This window comes from Leucobacter sp. USHLN154 (genome assembly GCF_037145595.1).
GTDB lineage: Bacteria > Actinomycetota > Actinomycetes > Actinomycetales > Microbacteriaceae > Leucobacter > Leucobacter alluvii.
This window is the reverse complement of record NZ_JBBCXF010000004.1, coordinates 87,634-110,425: the sequence shown is the minus strand read 5'-3', so window position 1 is coordinate 110,425 and position 22,792 is coordinate 87,634. Positions and strand designations below refer to the sequence as shown.

At 68.6% G+C, this 22,792-nt stretch carries 22 protein-coding genes; 9 read left to right on the top strand and 13 right to left on the bottom strand.

Annotation, left to right across the window (positions count from 1 at the left end; all coding sequences use genetic code 11):
* Nucleotide 1 precedes the first annotated feature (1 nt).
* A complete protein-coding gene (locus tag WFH23_RS08480) occupies nucleotides 2–1,594 on the bottom strand; it encodes an SDR family NAD(P)-dependent oxidoreductase (RefSeq protein WP_442918727.1) in 1,593 nt (530 codons plus the stop codon).
* A 104-nt stretch (nucleotides 1,595–1,698) separates the two neighbouring features.
* On the opposite strand from WFH23_RS08480, the gene WFH23_RS08475 reads away from it, so the two are divergent.
* From WFH23_RS08475 to WFH23_RS08460, 4 genes are read left to right on the top strand one after another with little or no spacing between them, the layout of a single operon-like run.
* Entirely contained in the window at nucleotides 1,699–3,192 is a 1,494-nt protein-coding gene (locus WFH23_RS08475; RefSeq protein WP_336662207.1) for an APC family permease, read from the top strand.
* On the top strand, nucleotides 3,192–3,848 hold the full coding sequence (locus WFH23_RS08470) for a TetR/AcrR family transcriptional regulator (RefSeq protein WP_336662206.1): 657 nt from the start codon (nucleotides 3,192–3,194) through the stop codon (nucleotides 3,846–3,848). The genes WFH23_RS08475 and WFH23_RS08470 overlap by 1 nt, the downstream gene beginning before the upstream one ends.
* Nucleotides 3,845–4,993, top strand: a complete 1,149-nt coding sequence (locus WFH23_RS08465; RefSeq protein WP_090145704.1) for a P1 family peptidase — start codon at nucleotides 3,845–3,847, stop codon at nucleotides 4,991–4,993. Before WFH23_RS08470 ends, WFH23_RS08465 begins: the two co-directional genes overlap by 4 nt.
* Nucleotides 4,993–6,060: a PQQ-dependent sugar dehydrogenase gene (locus WFH23_RS08460; protein WP_336662205.1), complete on the top strand. Its 1,068-nt coding sequence runs from the start codon at nucleotides 4,993–4,995 to the stop codon at nucleotides 6,058–6,060. The genes WFH23_RS08465 and WFH23_RS08460 overlap by 1 nt, the downstream gene beginning before the upstream one ends.
* A gap of 1 nt (nucleotide 6,061) precedes the next feature.
* Here the strand turns inward: WFH23_RS08460 and WFH23_RS08455 are convergent, their stop codons facing one another.
* The 4 genes from WFH23_RS08455 to WFH23_RS08440 all read right to left on the bottom strand — a co-directional run bounded on the left by WFH23_RS08455 (nucleotide 6,062) and on the right by WFH23_RS08440 (nucleotide 9,309).
* A complete protein-coding gene (locus tag WFH23_RS08455) occupies nucleotides 6,062–6,679 on the bottom strand; it encodes a TetR/AcrR family transcriptional regulator (protein WP_336662204.1) in 618 nt (205 codons plus the stop codon).
* 130 nt (nucleotides 6,680–6,809) lie between these two features.
* Nucleotides 6,810–7,595, bottom strand: coding sequence for an MBL fold metallo-hydrolase (locus tag WFH23_RS08450; protein WP_336662203.1), 786 nt, complete (start codon nucleotides 7,593–7,595; stop codon nucleotides 6,810–6,812).
* Nucleotides 7,588–8,157, bottom strand: a complete 570-nt coding sequence (locus WFH23_RS08445) for a hypothetical protein (RefSeq protein WP_336662202.1) — start codon at nucleotides 8,155–8,157, stop codon at nucleotides 7,588–7,590. Before WFH23_RS08445 ends, WFH23_RS08450 begins: the two co-directional genes overlap by 8 nt.
* Before the next feature lie 3 nt (nucleotides 8,158–8,160).
* Nucleotides 8,161–9,309: a zinc-dependent alcohol dehydrogenase gene (locus WFH23_RS08440; protein WP_211649620.1), complete on the bottom strand. Its 1,149-nt coding sequence runs from the start codon at nucleotides 9,307–9,309 to the stop codon at nucleotides 8,161–8,163.
* A 265-nt stretch (nucleotides 9,310–9,574) separates the two neighbouring features.
* Between WFH23_RS08440 and WFH23_RS08435 the strand changes: the two genes are divergently transcribed.
* Nucleotides 9,575–10,198: a TetR family transcriptional regulator gene (locus tag WFH23_RS08435; RefSeq protein WP_176698234.1), complete on the top strand. Its 624-nt coding sequence runs from the start codon at nucleotides 9,575–9,577 to the stop codon at nucleotides 10,196–10,198.
* A gap of 10 nt (nucleotides 10,199–10,208) precedes the next feature.
* Here WFH23_RS08435 and WFH23_RS08430 read toward each other — a convergent pair whose 3' ends face one another.
* From WFH23_RS08430 to WFH23_RS08410, 5 genes are all read right to left on the bottom strand, one after another.
* On the bottom strand, nucleotides 10,209–11,393 hold the full coding sequence (locus WFH23_RS08430; protein WP_336662201.1) for a MarP family serine protease: 1,185 nt from the start codon (nucleotides 11,391–11,393) through the stop codon (nucleotides 10,209–10,211).
* A 429-nt stretch (nucleotides 11,394–11,822) separates the two neighbouring features.
* Complete coding sequence (locus WFH23_RS08425; RefSeq protein ID WP_090145687.1) at nucleotides 11,823–12,035, bottom strand: heavy-metal-associated domain-containing protein; 213 nt, start codon at nucleotides 12,033–12,035, stop codon at nucleotides 11,823–11,825.
* 79 nt (nucleotides 12,036–12,114) lie between these two features.
* Entirely contained in the window at nucleotides 12,115–12,744 is a 630-nt protein-coding gene (locus WFH23_RS08420) for a Pr6Pr family membrane protein (protein ID WP_336662200.1), read from the bottom strand.
* Entirely contained in the window at nucleotides 12,741–13,886 is a 1,146-nt protein-coding gene (locus WFH23_RS08415; protein ID WP_336662199.1) for an AAA family ATPase, read from the bottom strand. The genes WFH23_RS08420 and WFH23_RS08415 overlap by 4 nt, the downstream gene beginning before the upstream one ends.
* Before the next feature lie 35 nt (nucleotides 13,887–13,921).
* The gene (locus tag WFH23_RS08410) at nucleotides 13,922–14,503 is read right to left on the bottom strand and encodes a TetR/AcrR family transcriptional regulator (protein ID WP_336662198.1); all 582 of its coding nucleotides are present in this window, start codon (nucleotides 14,501–14,503) and stop codon (nucleotides 13,922–13,924) included.
* Between the two features lie 121 nt (nucleotides 14,504–14,624).
* Between WFH23_RS08410 and WFH23_RS08405 the strand changes: the two genes are divergently transcribed.
* On the top strand, nucleotides 14,625–15,635 hold the full coding sequence (locus WFH23_RS08405) for an NADP-dependent oxidoreductase (protein WP_336662196.1): 1,011 nt from the start codon (nucleotides 14,625–14,627) through the stop codon (nucleotides 15,633–15,635).
* Between the two features lie 291 nt (nucleotides 15,636–15,926).
* On the opposite strand, the gene WFH23_RS08400 is transcribed toward WFH23_RS08405, so the two are convergent.
* Nucleotides 15,927–16,601 carry a fasciclin domain-containing protein gene (locus WFH23_RS08400; protein ID WP_090145672.1) on the bottom strand — a complete coding sequence of 225 codons (675 nt, stop codon included), beginning with the start codon at nucleotides 16,599–16,601 and terminating at the stop codon, nucleotides 15,927–15,929.
* Between the two features lie 290 nt (nucleotides 16,602–16,891).
* Here WFH23_RS08400 and WFH23_RS08395 point away from each other — a divergent pair, with 290 nt between their 5' ends.
* The 3 genes from WFH23_RS08395 (at nucleotide 16,892) to WFH23_RS08385 (ending at nucleotide 20,091) form a co-directional block, all read left to right on the top strand.
* Nucleotides 16,892–18,613, top strand: a complete 1,722-nt coding sequence (locus tag WFH23_RS08395; RefSeq protein WP_336662195.1) for a cytochrome c biogenesis protein CcdA — start codon at nucleotides 16,892–16,894, stop codon at nucleotides 18,611–18,613.
* 78 nt (nucleotides 18,614–18,691) lie between these two features.
* Entirely contained in the window at nucleotides 18,692–19,279 is a 588-nt protein-coding gene (gene sigK, locus WFH23_RS08390; RefSeq protein ID WP_090147257.1) for an ECF RNA polymerase sigma factor SigK, read from the top strand.
* Entirely contained in the window at nucleotides 19,276–20,091 is an 816-nt protein-coding gene (locus WFH23_RS08385; protein ID WP_200330835.1) for an anti-sigma factor, read from the top strand. Before sigK ends, WFH23_RS08385 begins: the two co-directional genes overlap by 4 nt.
* Nucleotides 20,092–20,226: 135 nt before the next feature.
* Here the strand turns inward: WFH23_RS08385 and WFH23_RS08380 are convergent, their stop codons facing one another.
* Together WFH23_RS08380 and WFH23_RS08375 are read right to left on the bottom strand one after the other, a co-directional pair.
* Nucleotides 20,227–21,273 (bottom strand): hemolysin family protein, encoded by a 1,047-nt coding sequence (locus tag WFH23_RS08380; protein WP_336662194.1) that lies wholly within the window; start codon nucleotides 21,271–21,273, stop codon nucleotides 20,227–20,229.
* Nucleotides 21,270–22,685, bottom strand: coding sequence for a hemolysin family protein (locus WFH23_RS08375; protein WP_336662193.1), 1,416 nt, complete (start codon nucleotides 22,683–22,685; stop codon nucleotides 21,270–21,272). Before WFH23_RS08375 ends, WFH23_RS08380 begins: the two co-directional genes overlap by 4 nt.
* Between the last annotated feature and the right edge of the window lie 107 nt (nucleotides 22,686–22,792).

Sequence of the window (22,792 nt, the reverse complement as noted above, 5' to 3'; positions counted from 1 at the left end):
CTCACCAGGGGCTGGGCGCGTAGTCCTTCAAGAAGCATCCGTAGAGATCCTCGCCCGCCTCGCCCCGAACGATCGGATCGTAGACTCGCGCTGCGCCGTCGACCAGGTCGAGCGGGGCGTGGAAGCCCTCCTCGGCGAGGCGGACCTTCGTGAAGTGCGGGCGCTCGTCGGTGATCCAGCCGGTGTCGACGGCGGTCATGAGAATGCCGTCGGTCTGGAACATCTCCTCCGCGCTCGTGCGCGTCAGCATGTTGAGGGCGGCCTTCGCCATGTTGGTGTGCGGGTGCCCCGGTCCCTTGTAGCGGCGCGAGAACTGCCCTTCCATCGCCGACACGTTCACCACGTACGTGCGGCGTGCTGCAGCTGCGACCATCGACGCGCGCAGGCGGCTGATCAGCAGGAAGGGCGCGGTTGTGTTGCAGAGCTGCACCTCGAGCATCTCGAGCGGATCGACCTGCTGCACGTGCTGCACCCAGCTGTTCACATGGCTGACGTCGGGCACGAGGCCGCCGGCATCGATCGCTGATCCGTCAGCGTGCTTCGCGAGCGACGAGGCGCCAGCCGACAGCGCGAGCGCGCTGAGCTCATCTCCGGTGAGCTGCTGCGAGAGCCCCTCTGCGATCGTGCCGACGAGGCCTCGCGGGCCCTCGGCAGCGTGCACCTCTGCATCGACCGACGCCTCGAGTGCGCGCGGGTGCAGCTGCGCGGACTTGCCGAGTACTCGCATCTCGGGCAGCGCCCCCTCGGGCAGCGGCTCCGACTCGGCCTCGGCGAGCAGCGAGTACGATCCGGGTGAGCGTCGCACCGTCTGCGCCGCGTTGTTGATGAGGATGTCGAGCGGGCCCTGCGCCGCGACCGAGTCGGCGAGCGCGATGACCTGAGCCGGGTCGCGCAGGTCGATGCCGACGACCTGCAATCGATGGAGCCAGTCGGCGGAATCGGGGAGCGAGGCGAACCTGCGCGCGGCATCGCGGGGGAAGCGCGTGGTGATGGTGGTGTGGGCGCCGTCGCGCAGGAGGCGGAGCGCGATGTGCATGCCGATCTTCGCTCGCCCGCCGGTGAGCAGCGCGCGCTTGCCCGAGAGGTCGGCGCTCGCGGTGCGCTTCGCGTGGCTGAAGCGCGCGCACTCGGGGCAGAGCTGGTGGTAGAACGCATCGACGCGGGTGTAGGGCTGCTTGCAGATGTAGCAGTTGCGCGGCTTGATCAGCTCGCCCGCGATCGGCGACTCGCTGCTCGACGAGAGCGGGAGGCCCCGGGTCTCATCGTCGATGCGGTCGGGGGCCCCGGTCGCCGTCGCGGCGATCACGGCGCGGTCGGCGGCGGCGACCGTTTCACGATTCTGACGTCTCCGCTGGTCCTTCACCGATTTGAACATGGTGGAGGTGGCGCGGCGCACTGCGAGGAAATCCGGGTGATCGGCCGGGAGCTCGTGCACCGCGCCGATCACGCGCAGCGCGGTCGCGAGCTCCTGCGGGTCGACGCCGAGCTCGGCGGAGGAGTCTGCCGAATCGGTCGTGGGTTCTGTCACCGGGTCAATGTTACGGCACGTGAGACGGCCCAGAACTGAACATGAGTAATAATCATCAATGCGCATTGAAGAACTGATTCTCAGCAATTTCCTCGAAAAGTGATACAGTCGTTCAGAAATCTCGAGCGTCAAGGGCGCTCGGTACTCGCACCGAAACAAAGGAGTTTCTCGTGTCACCAGATCTGCACCCCTCCCCAACGCACGACATCGGGGACGGCACCCTCGCCAAGGGAAAACTCGGCACCCTCGACATCGTCTTCTTCGTCGTCTCGGCAGCGGCTCCGCTCACCGTCGCGGTGAGCTCGGCTCCGCTCGCGTTCCTCGTCGGCGGGATCGGGGCGCCGGGCGCGATGCTGGCGAGCGGCGTGGTGCTGATCCTCTTCGCGATCGGCTTCACCGCGATGTCGCGATACGTGCGCAACACCGGCGCCTTCTACGCCTATGCTGCGGCGGGGCTCGGCAAACCGATCGGCGTCGGCGTCGCCTTCATCACGATCGTCTCGTACGCCTTCCTGTGCATCTGCTTCTACGCGCTGCTGGGCTTCTTCGCGCAACTCACCTTCGCGCACCTGCTGGGCCTCGACCTCCACTGGGGCGTGTGGTCGATCGCTTCCGTGCTCGCGGTCGGCGTGCTCGGCTATCGCCGGATCGACGTCGGCGCCAAAGTGCTCGCCGTGCTCCTCACCGCCGAGATCGCTATTCTCCTCGTGATCTCGCTCGCCGCGATCATGCAGAACGGGGCGAACATCGGAGCTGCGACCGCCGCTTCGTTCGACCCCCGGAACGTGCTCTTCGCCTCGGGCGCGAGTGCGCTCTTCGTCTTCGGCTTCGGAGCGTTTCTCGGGTTCGAAGGCACCGTGATCTACGCGGAGGAGGCGAAACAGCCGAGACGAACCGTACCGCGGGCGACGTACGTTGCGATCGCCTTTCTCGCCGTGTTCTACGCGTTCACCTTCTGGTCGCTCACCGTCGCATTCGGCGTCGACGGCATCATCGAGCTCGCGCAGTCGGAGAACTTCGAGGAGATGATGTTCCTCGCCGGCGAGAGCGCGCTCGGCGCCTGGGCGGGCGTGACCGTCGAAGTGCTCATCGTGACGAGCTTCTTCGCCTGCACGCTCGCATTCCACAACGCCTGCTCCCGCTACCTCTTCTCCCTCGGCCGCGAACGACTCCTGCCCGCGATGTTCGCCCGCACGCATCCCCGCATGCGCTCGCCGTACGTCGCGAGCGTCGTGCTCACCGCGATCAGCCTCGCTGCGATCCTCGCGGCCGCACTGACAGGGGCCGACCCGTTCCTCGGCATCGGGCTCTGGACCTATGCGATCGGCGTGGCCGGCCTCGTCTTCTCGCAGGGAATCGCCGCGGTCTCCGTCGTCGGGTTCTTCTGGAAGGACCGTCGCGGGCACGGCGTTTGGGAAGTGGTCGTCGCGCCGATCCTCGGGGCCGTCGGCCTGCTCGCAGCCTTCCTCGTCATCGCCACGCACTTCGACCTCGTCTCCGGCGTCGAAGGCCCGATCAACGGGCTCATGCTCGCCTGCGTGCCCCTGGTGTTCATCGCGGGCGTCGTCGTCGCTATCGTGATGAGACGGCGTTCGCCGGAGAAGTACGCGGCGCTGACCCAGTCGGTCAGCGTGGTGCCCCCAGCAGAAACGGAGTCCGACTGATGGCAGCAGCGAAGACCGCGCAGCGACGTCGCGATCTACTCGAGGCGACGTCGCGCATCATCAGCGAGCGCGGACTGTCGGGCGTCAGCGTGCGCGCGGTCGCCGAACGCGCGCAGGTGAGCGCCGGGAGCGTGCTCTACCACTTCGAGAGTTTCGATCAGCTCGTCGAAGCCGCCGTGCGCGGGGCGATCAGAGAGTTCATCGACACCCGCCGCGCCGTCGCCGAGGGGCACCGCGACCCGATCGATCGCCTGCGTGCGACCATCCACGCGGGCATTCCCGAGCGCATCAGCGACGACCTGCGCGTCGTCTACGAGGCCTCGGCGGTCGTCCGCGAGCAGCCGCGCTTTCGGCTGGACATCGCGCTGCTCCTCGAACGGCAGGTCGCGCTCTACACCTCGATCATCGATGTCGGTGTCGCGCTCGGCGCATTCTCACCGCGCATGGAGGTCCCGGCGATCGCAGCCAATCTCGTCGCACTCGAGGACGCATACGACCTGTACCTGCTCGATCCCGACAATTGGCAGCGCGAGACGTACCTCAGCAACACCCTGCAGTTCGCCGAGATCGCGCTCGGCTGCCGGCTCTCGGGCGAACCGCCCACCGCCTCCACCGCTATGCCTACCGCGGCCACCGATCCCGAGGAGACCGAATGACGACATCCGCCGAACCGCGCCGTGCGCGCGACCTGGGCGTGCCCCTCGATGGCGAGCCCGGGCGCTGGAACGCAATCACCGACGTGCCCGGTGTGACGGTCGGGTACACGACCCTCGTCGCCGACGACCCGGCGGTCACGCGCACAGGAGTCACCGCCATCCTGCCGCGCGGCGCCGATCTGGCCGGGGCGCCGTGCGCCGCAGGCGTCGCCGTGCTCAACGGGAACGGCGAACTCACGGGTCGCAGTTGGATCGAGGAGGCCGGCCAGCTGCAGACGCCCATCGCGATCACGAACTCCCACGCCGTCGGCGCGGTGCATCAGGGCGTCGATCAGTGGCTGGCTCAGCATCAGCCGGCCGTTGCCGCGCAGTGGATGCTCCCCGTCGTCGGCGAGACGTGGGACGGGTACCTGAACTCGATCAACGCCGGGAGCGTGCGGCCAGAGCACGCGCATGCCGCCCTCGATGCGGCGGCCTCCGGAGCGATCGCAGAGGGCAACGTCGGCGGGGGCACCGGGATGAACTGCTACGGATTCAAGGGCGGAACTGGCACGGCATCCCGGCTCGTGCCCGCGGGCGAGCGCACCTGGACGGTGGGGGTGCTGCTGCAGGCGAATTTCGGATCGCGACGCGAACTCCGTGTCGTGGGCCGGCCACTGGGGCGCGATTCCGAGGCTCCGTGCCCGATGGAGACGAGCGGGTGGTTCGAGGGCGAGGTCGCGGCCGCCGGCGGCACCGCTCGCGGGCCGGCGGTGCCGGGAGCCGGGAGCGTGATCGTCGTGGTTGCGACCGACGCCCCGCTGCTGCCCGACCAGTGCCGCGCACTCGCGCGCCGCGTCCCCCTCGGCCTCGCGCGCACGGGCACCACGGGAAGCCACTTCTCCGGCGACATCTTCCTCGCATTCTCGACGGCGAACAGCGGCGGGCTGGGCTCCCGGATGGGCACTCCGGCCGGAACCGTTGAATCGATCGAGCACGTCAGCTGGGGCGCGATCGACGGGCTCTACACGGCGGTCGTCGAGGCGACGGAGGAAGCCGTGCTCAACGCGCTCGTCGCTGCTCGCGACATGGTCGGCCGCGACGGCCACGCCAGCTTCGCACTGCCGCACGACGAGGTGCGCGACGCGTTCGCGTCGGCGAGCTGATGCCGCAGCCCTGGCCGCGACCCGCGCAGATGCGCAGACTGAGCGCGCTCGCCGCCGGTTGCCTCGCGATCGTGCTGCTCGGCGGGTGCGCCGGCACGCAGAGCGATGCGCCAGGGACCTCCGAGCCGAGCCGAGAGGTGATCGCGAGCGGGCTCGAGGCGCCGTGGTCGATCGCCTTCATCGCCTCGACGCCGATCGTGAGCGAACGCGACAGCGGCCGGATCCTCGCGCTCGACACTGCCGGAGCGACGAGCGAGCTCGCAACGATCGCCGGGGTCGGCGCGGGCGGGGAGGGCGGTCTGCTCGGGCTCGCGGCGAACGAGCGCGCGCTCTACGCATACGTGACCGCGGGCGACGAGAACCGCATCCTGCGTTTCGCGCTGCTCGACGGCGACGACGGGCGTGCGCTCGGCGATCCCGACGTCGTGCTCGACGGGATTCCGGCAGCAGGCACCCACAACGGCGGCCGACTCGCCTTCGGCCCCGACGGCATGCTCTACGCGACGACCGGCGACGCCGGTGTTCCCAGTGCTGCGCAGGATCCCGAGTCGCTCGCCGGGAAGATCCTTCGGATGGAGCCCGACGGCACGCTTCCCGCCGACAATCCCGTTGCGGGGTCGCCGGTCTGGAGCCTCGGGCACCGCAACCCGCAGGGCATCGCCTGGGCCCCGGACGGCACGATGCTGGCTTCGGAGTTCGGGCAGAACACCTGGGACGAGCTCAACGTGATCGAACCCGGAGGGAACTACGGGTGGCCAGAGGTCGAGGGTGCAGCGGAAGATCCCGAGTTCGTCGATCCCGTGCAGCAGTGGCAGCCCGCCGACGCGAGTCCGAGCGGCATCGCGGTGCACGACGGGAGCGTGTGGATCGCGAATCTGCGGGGCGAGTCCATCCGCGAGGTGCCCCTGGATGATCTGACGGCGTCGAAGCTGCACGATGCCGGCGCGCTCGGGCGGATGCGCGATGTCGTGGTCGCGCCGTCGGGCGAGCTCTGGGCCGTGACGAACAACACCGACGGTCGAGGTGCTCCGCGTGATGGGGACGATCGCATCGTCGTACTGGAGTGACCTACGCGGGATCTGGGGCGGCTGGGGCGACTGCGGCGTCGCGCGGCACATCGCGCAGCAGGGCGCCGAGCAGGCGGATCCCGCCGCGGAGCGTCTCGGTGTCAGCGCTGAAATGCCCGAACCACGTGCCGATGATCGTGGTGTGCACCAGCGTGACGAGTGCCGCGAACCCGCCCGGGAGCTGCGCATCCGCGCCGTCGCGCCAGGGCTCCAGCAGTTGCACGGCCTGCGCCCGAATCTGTTCGTGATTCGCATCGGCCAGTCCCGTTCCGCCCCGGCGCACAGAATGCGCGAGGATTTCGAACATCGCGAGATGGTCTTCGAGCGGCATCTCGATGGTCCGATCGAACAGCCACCCGATCTGCGCACCGAGATCGAACCCCGAGCCAGGGGTGCCGAGACCGGCATCCGTCGCGTGCTGCACGTGAGCGGCCACGGCGTCGAGGAGGGCCTCCTTGCTGGCGAACCAGTAGTGCACGCTTCCCAGCGGTGTTCCAGCCACTTCGGCGACACGGCGAGTGGTGACCCCCGCGAGGCCGTGCTGAGCGATGACGCTGATGGTCGCCTCGATGAGCGTGCGGCGCGTGTCGTTGGTGCGCCTGTGCGATTCTCGGTTCACCGGGTCAGTGTACGTACTTTCTGACGCGTTTCGAGGAGCGCACGCAGGTGATCGCGCACGAATCGGGGCCACGAGGGGCGCGGTGCTCCTGAATCGACAATGGAAACGCCGCCCTGTTGCTGAATCCCGCTCAGTCCACGCCGACCCGTCTGGCCTCCGATACCGCTCGCGCGGCTCCCCGAACGTCGGGCGCACCGTGCCCGGGGAGGAGCAGTGCGGCCCGCGTGCGCGCCAGGTCGTCGAGCGAGCGGAAGCCGAGATCGGCGTCCGCGGTCGCAGCCCGTGCGACCGTCCGCGGGCCGCGCTTCCCCGTGTAGGGGTCGTACGTGACGAGCGCGTCGCCCGTGAACAGCACGTCGACGGGTGCGCCCCCCTGCGAGCTCGAGTACCGAAGTGCGCAGTGCCCGAACGTGTGGCCGGGGCTGAACACGGAAGCGAAGCGACCCAGTGCGCCCGAACTCCCCGAGAGATCACCATCCGAGTCGACCCCGCGCACGCCCAGGGCGCCGGCCCCCACCATGCGGGCGAGCCCCGGGAGGGACGCCGGATACCGCAGCGGATACTTCAGCCGGACCGACTCGTGCGCGTACCGGTAGGGATGACGCAGCAGGGGCGCGTCGGCGTCGTGCACCAGGACGGGAACCCCATGCTCGCGCTGCAGGGTGCGGCAGAGCCCGACGTGATCGAAGTGCGCGTGCGTCAGCAGCACCGCCGTGAGGTCGCCGGGGCGGTGCCCGAATCGGGTGAGAGCCTTCCGCACGAGGCTCCAGCTGCCCGGCAGGCCGGCATCGACCAGCACCGGCCCGTCTGCGGCGTCCACGAGGTAGCAGTTGACATTGGCCCGCGTGATCATCGCGATGTCGTCGGTGACGAGGCGCACGCCGTCGCGCGGCGGCACCATCCCGGCCTCACCCACGCCGTCGTCCTCGAGTGAGCAGGGAGACGACGACCGCGGCCCAGACGACCCACGGGCCTGCCACGATGATGGGGTCGAGCCAGGCGTGCCGAAGATCGACGCGACCCCGCCCGAGGCGCGAGCGGACCGGGCGGCGGCGGGACTCGCTGAGCACGCCGGTCTGCGTGACCGGATTGTCGGGTCGCGCAGAGGCGAAGGAGCGCAGGTGCGCTGCGACGGCATCGACGCGGTCCCCGAGCACGAGCAGGAGCCAGCGGGTGTTCTTCCCCTCTCCGAACCGGCGATACGCCAGCCGTCGGATGACGCCCGACGCGCCGTGCAACGGCTGCGCGGTGCCGAACACCGGGGGCAGCATCTCATGCTCGATCGACCGCTCGCGGTCGCCGCGCTCGCGCTGGCGGTCGGGGAAGTCCCAGTGCGCACCGGTGGCCTCCGGTGCGGCGGTATCCATGGGCCAGGAGGGGCGGAGCGCGGTATCGAGATCGGCTCCCCAGCCGGGGATGCGAGCTCGCAGCGCCTCCGACGAGGGTGCGCGGTTCGGGTGATCGGCGCGATAGGGCATGGCTTACTCCGTTCCGGGGATGATCGCGGGCTTGATGCAGTCGTCGAGCTTCGAGGAGAACATGTGATACCCCTCGCCGATGTGCTCGAGGGGGAGTCGGTGCGTGAGCAATTCGCCAGGGCGCACATCGCCGTTCCGGATGTGCTCGAGCAGGCGCGGCCACTGCCGTTTCACGGGCGCCTGGTTCGCTCGGATGGTCACTCCCTTGTTCATCGCGTCTCCGAAGCGGATGGCGGACGGGAGCGGACCGTACGCGCCGAGCACGGCGACGCGGCCGCCCTTGCGCACCGAGTCGATCGCCCAGTTGAGCGCAACGGGGGAGCCCCCCTGCAACTTGAGCTTCGCGGAGGTGATGTGCTGCAGTGCGCTGCCATCCGCCTCGGCGCCGACCGCGTCGATGACGACGTCGGCCCCGAGCCCGTCGGTGAGTCGCTTCATCTCGACGACCAGGTCGCGATGCTCGCCGATTGCGACGGTTTCGGCGAACGCGAACGTTCGTGCCTTCTCGAGTCGGTAGTCGAGGTGGTCGACCACGATGACGCGACCCGCCCCCATGAACCACGCAGAGCGGGCGGCCGCGAGCCCGACGGGGCCGGCTCCGAGCACGACGACGGTCTCGCGTTCTGCGATCTCGCCGAGCTGCGCGCCGAAGTAGCCGGTCGAGAACGCGTCGGTCAGCATCAGGGCGTCGTCCTCGTCCAGCCAGTCGGGCATGATCATGGGTCCCACATCGGCGAACGGGACTCGCACGAGTTCGGCCTGGCCGCCGTCGTAGCCGCCGGCGGAGTGCGAGTACCCGTAGATGCCGCCGATCGCGGTCGCATTCGGGTTCACGTTGTGGCAGTTCGACAGCAGACCGCGGGAGCAGAAGTAGCAGGAGCCGCACGAGATGTTGAACGGCACCATGACGCGATCGCCGCGCGAGAGGTGACGCACCGATGACCCCACCTCCTCGACGACCCCGACGATCTCGTGGCCGAAGGTGTGACCGATCCGCGTATCTGGGATCAGTCCGTGGTACAGGTGCAGGTCGGACCCGCAGATCGCGGCCCGGGTCACGCGGACGATGGCATCGTTGGGGTGCTCGATTCTCGGTTCGGGCTTGTTCTCGACCCGCACCTTGTACGGCCCCCGATAGGTCATTGCTCTCACGTCATGCCTCCGCTCTCGTGTCGTTCCTGCACCTTCCACCTTGAAAGGTCTCCGCGTGAAGGGTGAGTGCCTTGCCAGTGCGAGTCGCGTGTAGTAGATCGTCGAAGTCGCGGCAGAGCTGATGCGCGGAACCCGGCACTCGCCGGCGTGCCGCGGCGCGGTGGTTTTCGACACGCATACCGATGGGCCGTATTCGTGGTCGCGGCGGCTATCTTGGAACCGGTTCGGCTGTTCGAGCCGAGGCAGGGATACCGAGGGGGCGCCGTTGGCACCACACATCGAGGGAGCTGGCACGAAGCAGCAGCGCGGCATCGAGACGCGTATGGCGCTGCTCGAAGCATCAGGGCGGGTCTTCTCGAGGCTCTCCTACGATCAGGCCAAGCTCAAAGACATCTCCGATGAGGCCGGCGCGAGTCAGGGGTCCATCTACTTTCACTTCGGCAACAAGTACGACATCGCGGAGGCCGTGCTCGCGGTGCAGCAGGAACGCATGCGCGCCGCACTCGATGAGGAGCTCGCGGTCGGCCGCAACGGTTACGACACGGTCATCGTCATGCTCCGGCGTCTCGCGGATCTCATGGCGACCGACCGACTCGTGCAGGCGGGCCTGCAGCTCGTCGACTCCCTGCCGGAGGCGCTCCGCGATCACGGTCACAACTCGTACGTCACCTGGCAGGGCAATGGCACGATGCTGATCGAACAGGGCATTCGCGACGGATCGATCACCTCGACCGAGTCGCCGCGACTGCTCGCCGAGATCATCAACGAGCTGTACGTCGGAGCGCAGATGATGGCGGGCATGGCGGATCGCTGGGGGTCCCTGCCCGACCGCGTCGACCGCTTCCTGCCCTTCGTGAAGCTGCTCCTCCGGCCGGAGCCCGAGCGCTGAGCCCGCGGCGTCAGTCGGAGAGGCAGGCCCCGGTCGATACCGGCGCCGTCGCCGTCTCGAGCGTCGCGAGCACGGGGAGCAGTTCGGCGAGGGTCATCGCGTAGCCCACACTCGCCCGCTCCGTGTCTCTCGCGAAGACGACTCCCGCGACGCCGCCCTCCTCGGTCAGGAGGGGGCCTCCCGAATTGCCGGGCCGCACATCGGCCGAGAGCACGTGGATCGAGCGCGGCGTCGACGACGTGCCGTAGATGTCCGCGATCGGAGCGTCGCGCGTCGCGAGCACTCCGGCGCCGACCGTCGTGAACGGGCCGCCGTACGGGTAGCCCTGCACCGCACCTCCGCTTCCCGGCACGAGCGAATCGTCGAGTGGAAGCGGGCCGGCGTCGACGTCCGCAGCGATCACCGCGAGATCGTCGATCGGATCGAAGTACACGACCCGGCCGTCGCGCGCCGGTTCGCCCGGCAGCTCCACGAGCGGGGTCTCGATGCCGGCGACGACGTGGGCGTTCGTGACGATGCGATCCTCTGCGACGACGAAGCCGGTGCCCGTCGGCATCGTGCCGCACCCGTATGCGAGACCCGAGATGCGTGCGACCGAGGCGGCCGAGGCGGCGAGTGCTGGGTCGTCGGTGTCGATGGTCGCCGCGGGGGTTTCCGTGCTCAAGTCTGAGTCGAGCAGTGTATCGACCGTCGGGATCACGGTGTCGCCGAGCACCGCCGCGTGCAAGCGGGCGGCAGCGTCGGTGAGCGGTTTCGGCGTCCACTGCTGCAGCGTGCGCAGCACCGTCGAGGAGGCGACCGCTGATGAGACGCCCGGCACGCCCGATGCTGTGATGGCGGCGCCGATGAGGGCCACTGCGGTGACCGAGGCGACGAGGCCGAGCGCCCCGCCGAGCAGGCGTTCGATCGCGCGCAGCTTGAGCCGGTCTGCACCGCGGCGCAGGAAGGAGCCGATCACGGAGCCGAGCCAGGCGCCGAGGGCGAGCAGCAGAATCGCCGAACCGATCACCGCGCTGCTGCGCCAGCCGTTCTCGGGCAGTTCGCGGGCGACGATCGGCAGCAACCAGGGCGAGACCGCCGCGCCCGCGACGAGACCGGCGAGCGCACCGACCACGGAGAAGAATCCCGAACGCACACCGGCGAGCGTGGAGACGATGAGCACGACCACGATGATGATGTCGACGATCGGCAGCACCCGGCCTCGTTCCTCTTCACGCTCGGGCCGCCTGCCCGTTGCTTCTCGGGAACTGTACTGACACGGCCTGGGAGCGCTCCGCAGAATCGCTGAGCACTCCCCGCGGGCTCTCGGTGAGAGATCGTGCTTCGGTGAGACGCCATCAGGGTTTCCAGCCTCACCGAAGTCCGTCTGCTCACCGAGTCCCGTCTGCTCACCGAGTCCCGTCTGCTCACCGAGTCCCGTCTACTCCCCGGCGCCGTCGACACCGGCTGCGTCAGCTTCTTCCCGATGCGCATGACGCAGGAGGCGCACGTCGTCCCGCCGATCTTGAGATCGTACGAGGTCGGGGAGAGGCTGTTCAGCAGGGTCATGGGGAGGTTCTCTCGAGGAGAGCGAGGTGCAGCCGACTGGGTCTGCCCGCGGGCCGCAGCACGTACCTGGCGCGGCTCAGGCGAGTTGCGCGGTGTACCCGGCTTCGTCGACGGCCGCGAGTACGGCAGCGGTGTCGACCGGGTCTCCTGCGGTCGTGACGCTGAGCTGACCGGAGGCCGCGCTCACCGAGATGCCGGTGACTCCAGCGATCTCGCCGACTTCCGATCGCACTGCGCGCTCGCAGTGATCGCAGGTCATTCCGGTGACGGTGAATGCAGTCGTAGCCATGCGTATGCTCCTTCGAGGTGAGGGACGGAGTGCTCCTTCACATCGACAGTATACCCTCTGGGGGTATGTTGCAAGGGTGTCAGGAGTCCATCCGGAGCGCGCGGCGGCCCGCCGAGAGCCGGACGCGGCTCAGCGACCAGACCAGCGCGCCGCTCGCGAGCAGCGCGATTAGCAGCCCCAGGATCGTGCCGACGAGAGCTCCCCCGCCGCGCTCCGGGAGGAGAAACCCGTACGGCACCCACCCGTCGGTCGCGCCGCGCACCAGTACGACCCCGATCCACGCGAGCGGATACGGCAGCACCAGCCATAACCGGCGCCACGGGAGCGGCGGGCGATCGCCGACGCCGATCCAGTCGAGCAGGAGGAGCGCCGGGAACACGATGTGCAGCACGGCGCTGACCCACGGAGGCGCCGCACCGGTGCCCGGTACGAGTGCGTTGTAGATCACGCCGACGATGAGCATGCACGTGACGGCGACCCCGCGCGCCGTCGCGGCCCAGCGCGGTGCTGGGCGCTTCCGCGCTCCGCTGCTACCGAGTGCGATGAGCAGGATGGCGGAGAGCAGGCTCGTGAGGTTCGTGAAGTAGCCGAAGAAATCGAATGGGTTCATGCCACCGACGCCCTGCAGGTACGTGGTGCAGAGAATGACGATGACGATCGCGCCGACGGCGATGCGCGCCCAGGCGACGGTCACGGGTGCCCGGCTCATCGCTTCGGCCATTCCCAGCGCGGCACGTCGAGCAGACCCTGGCCCGCGACTTCCGTGCCGTCCCCGTCGGAGACGAGTTCGATGGCGGAACCCGCGTCTTCGAGCGTACGGCGCAGTACGCTCGAGTGGGTGACGACGACGACCTGCGTGCGGTTCGCCGCGGTCGCGATCAGCGAGGCGAGCGCCGGGATCAGGCTTTCGTGGAGCGATGCCTCCGGTTCGTTGACGACGATCAGTGGCGGCGGATCGGCCGGCAGCAGCGCCGCGCAGAGCAGCAGGTATCGCAGGGTGCCGTCGGAGAGCTCCGCCGTCGAGAGCGGCCGGAGGAGGCCGGGCTGACTGAGCATGAGGCGGAACACGCCGCTGACGACGTCGATCGAGACGCGCGACCCCGGAAACGCGTCGGAGACGGCATTGGTCAGATCGTGATCCTGCGCCGCCTCGATCGCGGTCGCCCAGACCGCGGCCAGATCGGCACCGTCATCGCTGAGCCACCGCGTGCGCGTGCCGACCTGCGGAGCGCGGGCCGGGGCGTCACGGTCGGTGCGGAAGTGATCGTAGAAGCGCCATTGCGCCATGCGGTGCCGCAGGCGGAGCGTGTCGGGCAGTGCGGTCGCGTCCTCGAGATCGAGCAGCACGCTCTGCCCGGGGCCGAGGGTCTGCTGCAGCACGCGCCATCCGTCGTCTCGCACGCGCACCGCCGCACGCGTGCGATCGACGATGACGGATGCCGGCCGGGCGAACGGCCCGACGAAGACCTGCTCCCGCTTCACCTCCGGATCCTGCGTGAAGAAGCTGCGGCCGCGGTCGAGCTGCGGCAGGCCGAGATCGGTGAGGTAGCCGAACTCATCCGATCCGAAGCCCAGCCTGAGGGAGACCGGGCGCCCCGGGGAGGCGCCCTTGATCGGACCCGATGCGCGACGCGATACCTCTGGACCCGCCCAGAGCACGCTCGCGAGCCCGCCTTCCCGGGCGATCGACCCCACGATGCGACCCTCGCCGGCTGCCGCGAGCAGACGCAGCGCCCGGTACAGATTGGACTTGCCGGTGCCGTTCGCTCCCGAGACGATCGTGAGCCGGTCGAGTGGCACGATCAGGTCGACGAGCGATCGGTACCCCGAGACCGCGAATGTGGTGAGCATGGCTGCATTCTTGCAGCGGCCCCCGACAATCGCCGCTACGCCGCCGCGATGAGGGCGAGCGCCGTATCCACGGCCGCGGTCGCACTGCTCCGGTCGATGCGAGCGAGCGCGAGTGCCGCCACCACCTGGCCGGTGCAGGCGTCGGCGAGGCGATCCGCCGCACCCGGGTCGAGGCGGGGGAGCCGGGCGGTGATGCCGCGCTTGAGGGCTGCGCGCAGTTCGTCGCGGTACGCCGAGACCGATGCGGCGACCGCCGCGTCTTCGCCGATCGGAGCGCCGGCCGTGTTGATGAGCATGCACCCGCTGCGCGCGGCGAGCGACGCGGGATCCGCGAAGGCGTCGCGCAGTCCTGCCAGGTAGCCGATGACGGCATCGGGTGAGACCGGCGCTGCCGTCAACGGCTCCAGGCGGGGGCGGATGACGTCGTCGAGGTACTGCTCCACGGCAGCGTCGAAGAGTCCGCGCTTCGAGCCGAAACTGTTGTAGATGCTCGAGCGCCGCAGCCCGGTGGCCCGTTCGAGGTCGGCGATCCCGGCGCCCTCGTAGCCGGTCGTCCAGAAGGCGTCCATCGCGGCGCGCACGACTGCGTCGCGGTCGAAGGAAGCTGTACGTGCCATGAGTGCGCCTTTCAGGACTGATCGTTCCAGTATATATTGGAACGACTGTTCCATATAGCCCGGTTCGTTCCGAGCCGGCATCCGAGGGCGCAGGATCGCCCGCACACTCTGGAGGTTCCACGTGACCGCACCCGTCAGCACACAGATTCAGCTCGTCTCCCGCCCGAGCGGTTGGCCAACGCACGACGACTTCCGCACCGTGCAGGTCGAACTCGGCGAACTGCAGCCGGGCGAGGTGCGCGTGCGCAACGGGTTCGTGTCGGTCGATCCTTACATGCGCGGCCGCATGAACGACGCGCGCAGCTACGTCGCGCCGTACGCGCTCGGCGAGCAGATCCAGGGCGGCGCCATCGGCCGAGTCGTGGCCTCCGCCTCTGACGAGGTGCCAGAGGGCGCGGTCGTGCTCCACCAGCACGGGTGGTCGGACCTGGTGCAGGCAGACGCAGCGACGTTCCGCGTCGTCCCGGAGATCGACGGGGTGCCGCTCTCATTGCGCCTCCACATCATGGGAATGACGGGCCTCACGGCGTACGTCGGTCTCACCGCCATCGCCGGCCTGCGCGAAGGCGAGACCGTCTTCATCTCGGGCGCCGCGGGAGCGGTCGGCACAGCGGCGGGCCAGATCGCGAAGCTCCTCGGAGCGGCGCGGGTGATCGGCTCGGCGGGATCCGCTGAGAAGGTGGCGCTGCTCACCGAGAAGTACGGATACGACGCGGCCTTCAACTACAAGGACGGCGACGTGCGCGGCCAACTCGCCGCCGCAGCTCCCGACGGCATCGACGTCTTCTTCGACAACGTGGGGGGCGACCACCTCGAAGCGGCGCTCGATGCGTTCAACGACGACGGCCGCGCGGCGCTCTGCGGCGCGATCGCCGAGTACAACACCTCGGAGACCACCCCGGGGCCCGACAACATGGCGAATCTCATCACACGCGCCCTGAAGCTCGAGGGCTTCACCGTCGGCAAGCATCTGCAGCACGCGCCCGAGTTCCAGCAGCGGATGGGCGAATGGTTCGCCGCTGGGAAGATCGCGTACGACGAGACGATCGTCGACGGCATCGACCACACCGTCGACGCGTTCCTCGACATGATGCGCGGCGCGAACGTGGGCAAGATGCTCGTGCGCGTGTAAGGCGGCGAGATCCGCCGCGGGCATCTCTCCGAGCGAGCGATCAGCTCGAAAGCGCAGTTGATGCTCGCCGCTCAGTGCGAACGGTGCCGGATCGCGCTCTCGCGTCCGTCCCCATCCGCCGTCCGCAGACGACGCAGCGCCCGGACCCCATCCTCGGGGCCCGGGCGCTGCGTGTCACTGCGAACAACAATGTGCCCGCCTCTCCTGTGCGAGCGACGGACACATTGGCCTTGCGGGCGATCGAGCCGCGACTGCGCTGGCTCTCACGCCGGGATTACTGCACCGGCGAGATTACTTGGCCGGGGGCATCAGAACGGTGTCGACCAGGTACACGGTCGCGTTCGCGGTCTGGACTCCGCCGCAGATGATGTTCGAGTCGTTGACCATCATCTCGTCACCCGAGCCGGTCACCTCGAGGTCAGCGCCCTGCACAGTGGTGTGCATGCCTGCGATGTCAGCCGGCTCGATCTGGCCGGGCACCACGTGGTAGGTGAGGATGCTGCTGAGCAGGTCGCTATCGGTCTTCAGCGTATCGATGGTGCCGGCGTCGATCTTCGCGAAGGCGTCATCCACCGGTGCGAACACGGTGAACTCGTCGCCGTTCAGGGTGTCGACGAGGTCGACGTCAGGGTTCAGCTGACCGCTGACCGCCGAGACGAGCGTCTTCAGCATCGGGTTGTTGGATGCCGCGACTGCGACCGGATCCTGCGACATGCCCTGGATCGAGCCGTCGCCCTCTGGCACTGCCTCAGCGTATGCCGCGCAGCCGGGGCCGACCAGGTTCGCTGCCGGATCCATGGCGTCCGACGACTCCGCCGGCTCCTCCATGGGGGTCTCTTCCATCTGCTCCGTGGTCTGGTCTTCGGCGGCTTCGTCCGACGCTCCCATGGAGCAGCCGGTGAGCATTGCGGCGCCGACAAGCGTCATTGCGAACGCGGCGCCGAGGGTCTTCTTCTTGGTGAACATGGTTCCTCCTCGAGATGAGATCCGCAGATTTCCGCGGCTTGTAAACGTCTTCGGAGCCCTCCCGCGGTCGGATGGGAAATTGATCGAAAAAGTTTTCCGGGTGCCTTCGCGGTGTCGTGTCCGTGCGTGGGATCGCGGGAGCGTGCGCGCCCTCGCGCGCGCCCGCGCGCGGACAAGAACTGCTGGCCCGGCATCCGCAGTGGGGCCCGCACGAGACCCGAGCTCTCCTGGCCTCCGACCCATCCGATCGGCGCTCCGCTCCGAAGTACCTCGCAATAGGAAGGCTTCTCATGGACATCGTGCTTATCGGTCTGCTCGGCGGACTCATCACCGGCATCTCGCCGTGCATTCTCCCGGTACTGCCGGTGATCTTCCTGACGGCCGGCGCCCAGCCGGCCGCGCCGGGGAAGGCGCCGGAGGTCATTCCAGCGAAGCGCAGCCGCCCGTTCTGGATCATCGCGGGGCTCGTGCTGAGCTTCTCAGTGGTGACGCTGCTCGGGTCGGTGCTGCTCGGGCTGTTGAACATTCCGCAGAGCGCGATCCGCTGGGCCGGCGTCGCCGTTCTGCTGATCATCGGCGTCGGCATGCTCTTCCCCGGGTTCGAGCAGCTGCTCGAGAAGCCGTTCCAGCGGCTGCCCCGCCGCAAGGTCGGCGAGGGAGGCAACGGGTTCGGCATGGGTCTCGCGCTCGGAACGGTATTCGTGCCGTGCGCCGGCCCCGTGCTCGCTGCGATCATCGTGGCGGGTGCGACCGGCCAGATCGGCATCGAGACCGTCCTGCTCACCTTCTCCTTCGCGATCGGCGTCGCGCTGCCGCTGCTCGTCTTCGCGCTCGCAGGCAGCAAGGTCGCCCAGCGCATCCGAGGCTTCCGCAAGCGGGAGCGCACGCTGCGCATCGTCGGCGGCGTCGCCCTGATCGCCCTCGCCGTCGGGCTCGCGTTCAACGTGCCGCAGGCGCTGCAGCGTCTGCTGCCCGATTACACGGCCGGCATCCAGAAGGATCTGGCCGAGAGCGACGCCGGCAAGAGCGCCCTGAATCTGGGCGGTCTCGTCACCGACGAGAACCGCGATCTCGACAAGTGCGCGAACGACGCCGACGAGCTCGCGTCGTGCGGCAAGGCGCCCTCGATCAAGGGCATCGACACCTGGTTGAACACGGAGGGCGGCGAGGCGCTCGATCTCGACGAGTTGAAGGGCGAGGTCGTGCTCATCGACTTCTGGGCTTACTCCTGCATCAACTGCCAGCGCTCGATCCCGCACGTGGTCGCCTGGGATGAGGCGTACGGCGACAAGGGACTGAAGGTGATCGGCGTCCACTCGCCCGAGTACGCATTCGAGAAGGAGCAGTCGAACGTCGAGGCCGGCATGAAGGACTTCGGCATCGAGTACGCGGTCGCCATGGACAACAATCTCTCGACCTGGACGAACTACCGCAACCGCTACTGGCCCGCCCACTACCTGATCGATGCGGAGGGCACGGTGCGACACATCTCGTTCGGCGAGGGCAACTACGAGACCACCGAGAAGCTCATGCGAGAACTGCTCGAGGATGCGAATCCCGACGAGGAGCTGCCCGCTGAGACCAACATCTCGGATGCGACGCCGGAGGTCGGCAGCACCAGCCCTGAGACGTTCCTCGGCTCGTCCAAGGATCGCAACTTCGCGGGCCCCGGCGACTACCGGGCCGGTGAGGGCGAGTACGAGTTCCCGAAGGATCAGAAGCAGGACACGTTCGCGCTCGACGGCAAGTGGACGATCGAGACGCAGTACGTGACTCCGACCGACGATTCGGAGGCGAACATCCGCCTCGACTACCGCGGCCAGGAGGTGCGAGCCGTCATCGCGGGCAGCGGCACGATCGAGGTCGCGGTCGAGGGCGGTGGCACCCGATCCATCGAGATCGACGGAACGCCGCGCTCCTACCGAGTGGTGGAGGCGGATGATCCGGCCGAGGGCACGCTCGATGTGCAGGTTCCCCAGGGCGTGCAGGTCTACTCGTTCACCTTCGGGTAGGCCCCGATCGCATAACGGATTTGGACTCGAGGCACGGGACGAAGGCAGAGTGGAGGTGAATGAGGCATGCTGAGTGTGATGGTCATTGACGGGGTGGAAATACCGGAGGACGGCGCGAGCGTCGATCCGGCGGATAGGGCGCTCGCACGCGCCGCGGTGGGAGACCAGCGCGCCTTCGCCGAGCTGTACGATCTGCTCTCGGCCCGAGTGTTCGGTCTGATCCTCAGGGTCCTGGTCGACCGGTCGCAGAGCGAGGAGGTACTGCAGGAGGTCTTCCTCGAAGCGTGGCAGACCGCGGATTCGTTCAATCCGGAACGGGGCCGGGCTCGCACGTGGCTCCTCACGATCGCCCACCGGCGAGCGGTGGATCGTGTCCGCGCCTCGCAGGCGTCCCGTCGCAGGGACCTCGCCGCCGGTACGCGCGACTTGGCAGAAGCGCAGCCGGCAGTCGATGAGGAGGTGGAGCTCATGATCGACGGCACGCGTGCCGTGCACGGCCTCAGCGAACTCCCCGAGCCTCAGCGCCGCGCGATCGTGCTCGCCTACTTCGGCGGGTACAGCCAGAGCGAGATCGCCGTGCTCCTCGGAGCGCCGCTCGGCACCATCAAATCAAGAATTCGAGACGGTTTGACCCGTCTCAGGAAAGAAATGGAGGCGACGCGATGAACGAGCAACAGTTCCGCGAGCTCTCCGCTGCCCGCGCCCTGCATGCGCTCTCCCCGGAAGAGGAGCAGAGCTTCTCGGAGGCGCTGGCGGCTCATCCAGAATGGCTCGAGGTCGTCGACGAGGATCGCGAGACGGTCGCGGCCATCGCCGTTTCGACGCCCGAGGTCGCGCCGCCCGCTGGAGCCCGCGCCGCGATCCTCGATCTGATCGCGCGCTCGCCGCAGTTCGAGGCCGGTCACGAGCCCGAACCCCGCGCGGAGGCGACTCCGACGCCCCGTCCGACGCCCGCCCGCCCGGGCGATCTGGTGCCGGAGCTGATCGAGGAGCCGGATGATCCGGAGCTGGCGTTCAAGCGTTCGCGCCGCAAGGCGGCCTGGTTCGGGCTCGCGGCGTCGGTCGCGGTGCTGCTCGCGATCGCGCTCGCGCTGCCGATGGGTGGAATCGTGGCCCCGCAGGATCCCGTTTCGGTCGCCCTGCAGCAGGTCGAGTCGGCGCCCGACTCGCAGTCGACGACGGTCAGCGTCGGATCGGCGGAAGCGACGCTGCACTGGTCGGACTCCACGCAGCAGGCCGTGTTCATGACGGACGGCATGGAGGCGGCGCCCGAGAATCACGATTACGAGGTGTGGCTCGTACGCGGCGATCAGCCCATCTCGCTCGGCGTCATGCATGCCGACGCGAACGGCGGCGCTGCGGTGCTCGCCGAGGGGTTCACGCCCGGCGATGCGCTCGCGGTGACGGTCGAGGATCGCGGCGGGTCGCCCACGGGCGCCCCGACCACCGATCCGATCGTGGTGGTCGCTTCGGCCTGAGCCGGCCGCGGGCGCGCAGACACATGCCCACCGAGAGCGCGTTTCGTGCGCTCTCCTCACAGGAACAGAGCACGAAACGCGCTTTCGTCGCAGAAGTCCCCGCGATCCACTCGGATCGCGGGGACTTCGCGGTGGTTACAGCGCGTGCGCGGTGTCTTCGACCTCGCCCACGAGTTCCTCGACGATGTCCTCCAAGAAGAGCACACCGGTGAAGCCGCCCGCCTCTGAGCCGACGCGAGCGATGTGCGCACCGCGCTCGCGCAACAGCTCGAGTGCGTCCTCGACCTCGGCGCCCGCCGCCACGGTGGGCAGGTCGCGCGCGCGGCTCGAAGGAATCGGGGCGTCGATCTCCGCCGCGGAGGAGAGGTCGAGAATGTCCTTGAGATGCAGGTAGCGCTCGGGCTGACCGTCGGCGGAGTGCAGCACGTAGCGCGAGTAGCCGTGCTCGGACACCGCCTGCTGCACCTGGCGCGGGGTCGCATCGAGGGGCAGCCGCACGAGGGCGTCGAGCGGCACCTCGACATCGGAGACGTGCTTCTCGGTGAATTCGAACGCGGCGGAGATCGTCCCGCTCGTATCCTCCAGGGTTCCCTCGCGGGTCGACTGCTCGACGATGCTCGCGACCTGATCGATGGTGAACGCCGTGTTCGCCTCGTCTCTCGGCTGCACGCCGCAGAGGCGGAGGAAGCTGTTGGCGATCCAGTTGAGCGACCGGATCACTGGCCCGACGACCTTGGACACGAAGACCAGCGGCGGGGCGAGCAGGAGCGAAGCGCGATCCGGCACCGAGAACGCGAGGTTCTTCGGCACCATCTCGCCGAAGACGACGTGCAAGAACGTGACGAGCAGCAGCGCGACGATGAACGCCGTGACGGATACGGCTTCCGCGGTGAGCCCCGTCCATGCGAGCAGCGGGATCTCGAGCAGGTGGTGGATCGCCGGCTCCGAGACGTTCAGAATGACGAGCGAGCAGACGGTGATGCCCAGCTGGCTCGTCGCCAGCATGAGAGTGGCGTGCTCCATAGCCCAGAGCGTCGTCTTGGCGGACTTGCTGCCCGCTGCGGCGCGCGGTTCGATCTGCGACCGCCGAGCGGAGATGACGGCGAACTCGGCGCCGACGAAGAACGCGTTCACCACGAGGAGTACGACGAGCCAGATGAGCCCGGGAAGATACTCGTTCATCGTTCGACTCCCTGGTGTCGGCTCTGCTGATCGGTCCGGCCCGGCTGCGCGGGCTGGCGGCCCTGCTCGAAGGCGTCCATCACCTTGGTGCGCGTATTGAACGCTGGGTCGCTCTCTCGATCGGATGTGGTGTACCGCAACCGCGTGATGCGCGAGCCGTCGAACTCCTCGACGCGCAGCGTGCCGTTGGCCAGCGCGAGCTCCTCTCCGAGATCGGGGATGCGCTCCAGGGTTTCGAGCACGTACCCGGCGATGGTCTCGTACTCTTCGCTCTCCGGCACGCGGATCGCGAGCCGGTCCCAGAGCTCGTCGGGGCGCAGCGAGGCGGGGAAGAAGATCTCATCGCCGCTCACCACGACGTCTTCGAGGAGTGCGTCGTGTTCGTCGCGCACCTCTCCGAGCAGCTCCTCGACGAGGTCTTCGAGCGTCACGACCCCTGCGGTGCCTCCGTGCTCGTCGACGACGACCGCCATCTGGTAGCTGCGCTGCCGCAGCACCTCGAGCAGCGAGGCCACTCCCGCGGCTTCCGGGACGCGAACGGGCTCTGACATGAACTCTGACACGGAGGTGTAGTCGCGGCGATCGAAGTCGACCGCGTAGGCCGACTTCACGTGCACGATGCCCACGATGTCGTCGACGCTCTCATCGAACACCGGGTACCGGGAGTGGCCGGTCTCAACGCTGCGCGCGACGACTTCGGCCGCGGTCGCGGTGCGGGGCAGCATCTCGGCGATGACGCGGGGCGTCATCACGTCTTCTGCCGTGCGGGATGAGAAGGAGAGGGTGCGGTGCAGCATGGTGGCTTCGTCGTGGTCGAGGGATCCCTCGAGCGCCGAGCGGCGCACGAGGAAGCTCAGCTCTTCAGCGGTGCGCGCCCCGGAGAGCTCCTCCTTCGGCTCGATGCCCATCGAGCGGATCAGCCCGTTGGCGGTGCCGTTGAGCAGTGCGACCACGGGGCGGAAGATGAAGGTGAACGCGATCTGCAGCGGAATGACGACCTTTGAGGTCGCAAGCGGCACCGCGAGTGCGAAGTTCTTCGGAATCAGCTCGCCGAAGATCATCGAGAACAGTGTGGCGAGCACGATCGCGACGACCGCGCCGGCGCCGACGACGCCCGCCTCTGGCACCCCCGCGTTCATGAGTGGACCGCGCAGCAGCGCGCTGATCGCCGGCTCGAAGGTGTACCCGGCGAGGAGCGTCGTGAGCGTGATCCCGAGCTGCGCCGCCGAGAGGTGGGTCGACGTGATCTTGAGCGCCGAGATGGTGGGCCCGAGTCGCCGTTCGCCGCGCGTGCGGCGCTGCTCGAGCTCCGGCCGGTCCAGGTTCACGAGTGCGAACTCGGACGCCACGAAGACGCCCGTGCCGAGCGTCAAGAGGACCCCCGCGAGGAGGCCCCAGATTTCCCCTGTCATCGCTCACCCCCAACATGCGCTGAGAGGGTGAGCTTCGTACTATGACCGGGTCTGTCGTCCATGAGTACTGAAACTAGCGGTGGCAGCCGTGAAAGTGCCGTGACTGC

Excerpts from the sequence above, each read along its gene's own strand:
- WFH23_RS08400 (WP_090145672.1), bottom strand. The coding sequence starts at position 16,601 with ATGTTCACCAAGAAGAAGACCCTCGGCGCCGCGTTCGCAATGACGCTT.
- WFH23_RS08470 (WP_336662206.1), top strand. The coding sequence starts at position 3,192 with ATGGCAGCAGCGAAGACCGCGCAGCGACGTCGCGATCTACTCGAGGCG.
- WFH23_RS08445 (WP_336662202.1), bottom strand. The coding sequence starts at position 8,157 with ATGCCCTATCGCGCCGATCACCCGAACCGCGCACCCTCGTCGGAGGCG.
- WFH23_RS08375 (WP_336662193.1), bottom strand. The coding sequence starts at position 22,685 with ATGACAGGGGAAATCTGGGGCCTCCTCGCGGGGGTCCTCTTGACGCTC.
- WFH23_RS08385 (WP_200330835.1), top strand. The coding sequence starts at position 19,276 with ATGAACGAGCAACAGTTCCGCGAGCTCTCCGCTGCCCGCGCCCTGCAT.
- WFH23_RS08395 (WP_336662195.1), top strand. The coding sequence starts at position 16,892 with ATGGACATCGTGCTTATCGGTCTGCTCGGCGGACTCATCACCGGCATC.
- sigK (WP_090147257.1), top strand. The coding sequence starts at position 18,692 with ATGGTCATTGACGGGGTGGAAATACCGGAGGACGGCGCGAGCGTCGAT.
- WFH23_RS08415 (WP_336662199.1), bottom strand. The coding sequence starts at position 13,886 with ATGCTCACCACATTCGCGGTCTCGGGGTACCGATCGCTCGTCGACCTG.
- WFH23_RS08380 (WP_336662194.1), bottom strand. The coding sequence starts at position 21,273 with ATGAACGAGTATCTTCCCGGGCTCATCTGGCTCGTCGTACTCCTCGTG.
- WFH23_RS08460 (WP_336662205.1), top strand. The coding sequence starts at position 4,993 with ATGCCGCAGCCCTGGCCGCGACCCGCGCAGATGCGCAGACTGAGCGCG.
- WFH23_RS08465 (WP_090145704.1), top strand. The coding sequence starts at position 3,845 with ATGACGACATCCGCCGAACCGCGCCGTGCGCGCGACCTGGGCGTGCCC.
- WFH23_RS08410 (WP_336662198.1), bottom strand. The coding sequence starts at position 14,503 with ATGGCACGTACAGCTTCCTTCGACCGCGACGCAGTCGTGCGCGCCGCG.
- WFH23_RS08480 (WP_442918727.1), bottom strand. The coding sequence starts at position 1,594 with ATGCGCATTGATGATTATTACTCATGTTCAGTTCTGGGCCGTCTCACG.
- WFH23_RS08425 (WP_090145687.1), bottom strand. The coding sequence starts at position 12,035 with ATGGCTACGACTGCATTCACCGTCACCGGAATGACCTGCGATCACTGC.
- WFH23_RS08420 (WP_336662200.1), bottom strand. The coding sequence starts at position 12,744 with ATGAGCCGGGCACCCGTGACCGTCGCCTGGGCGCGCATCGCCGTCGGC.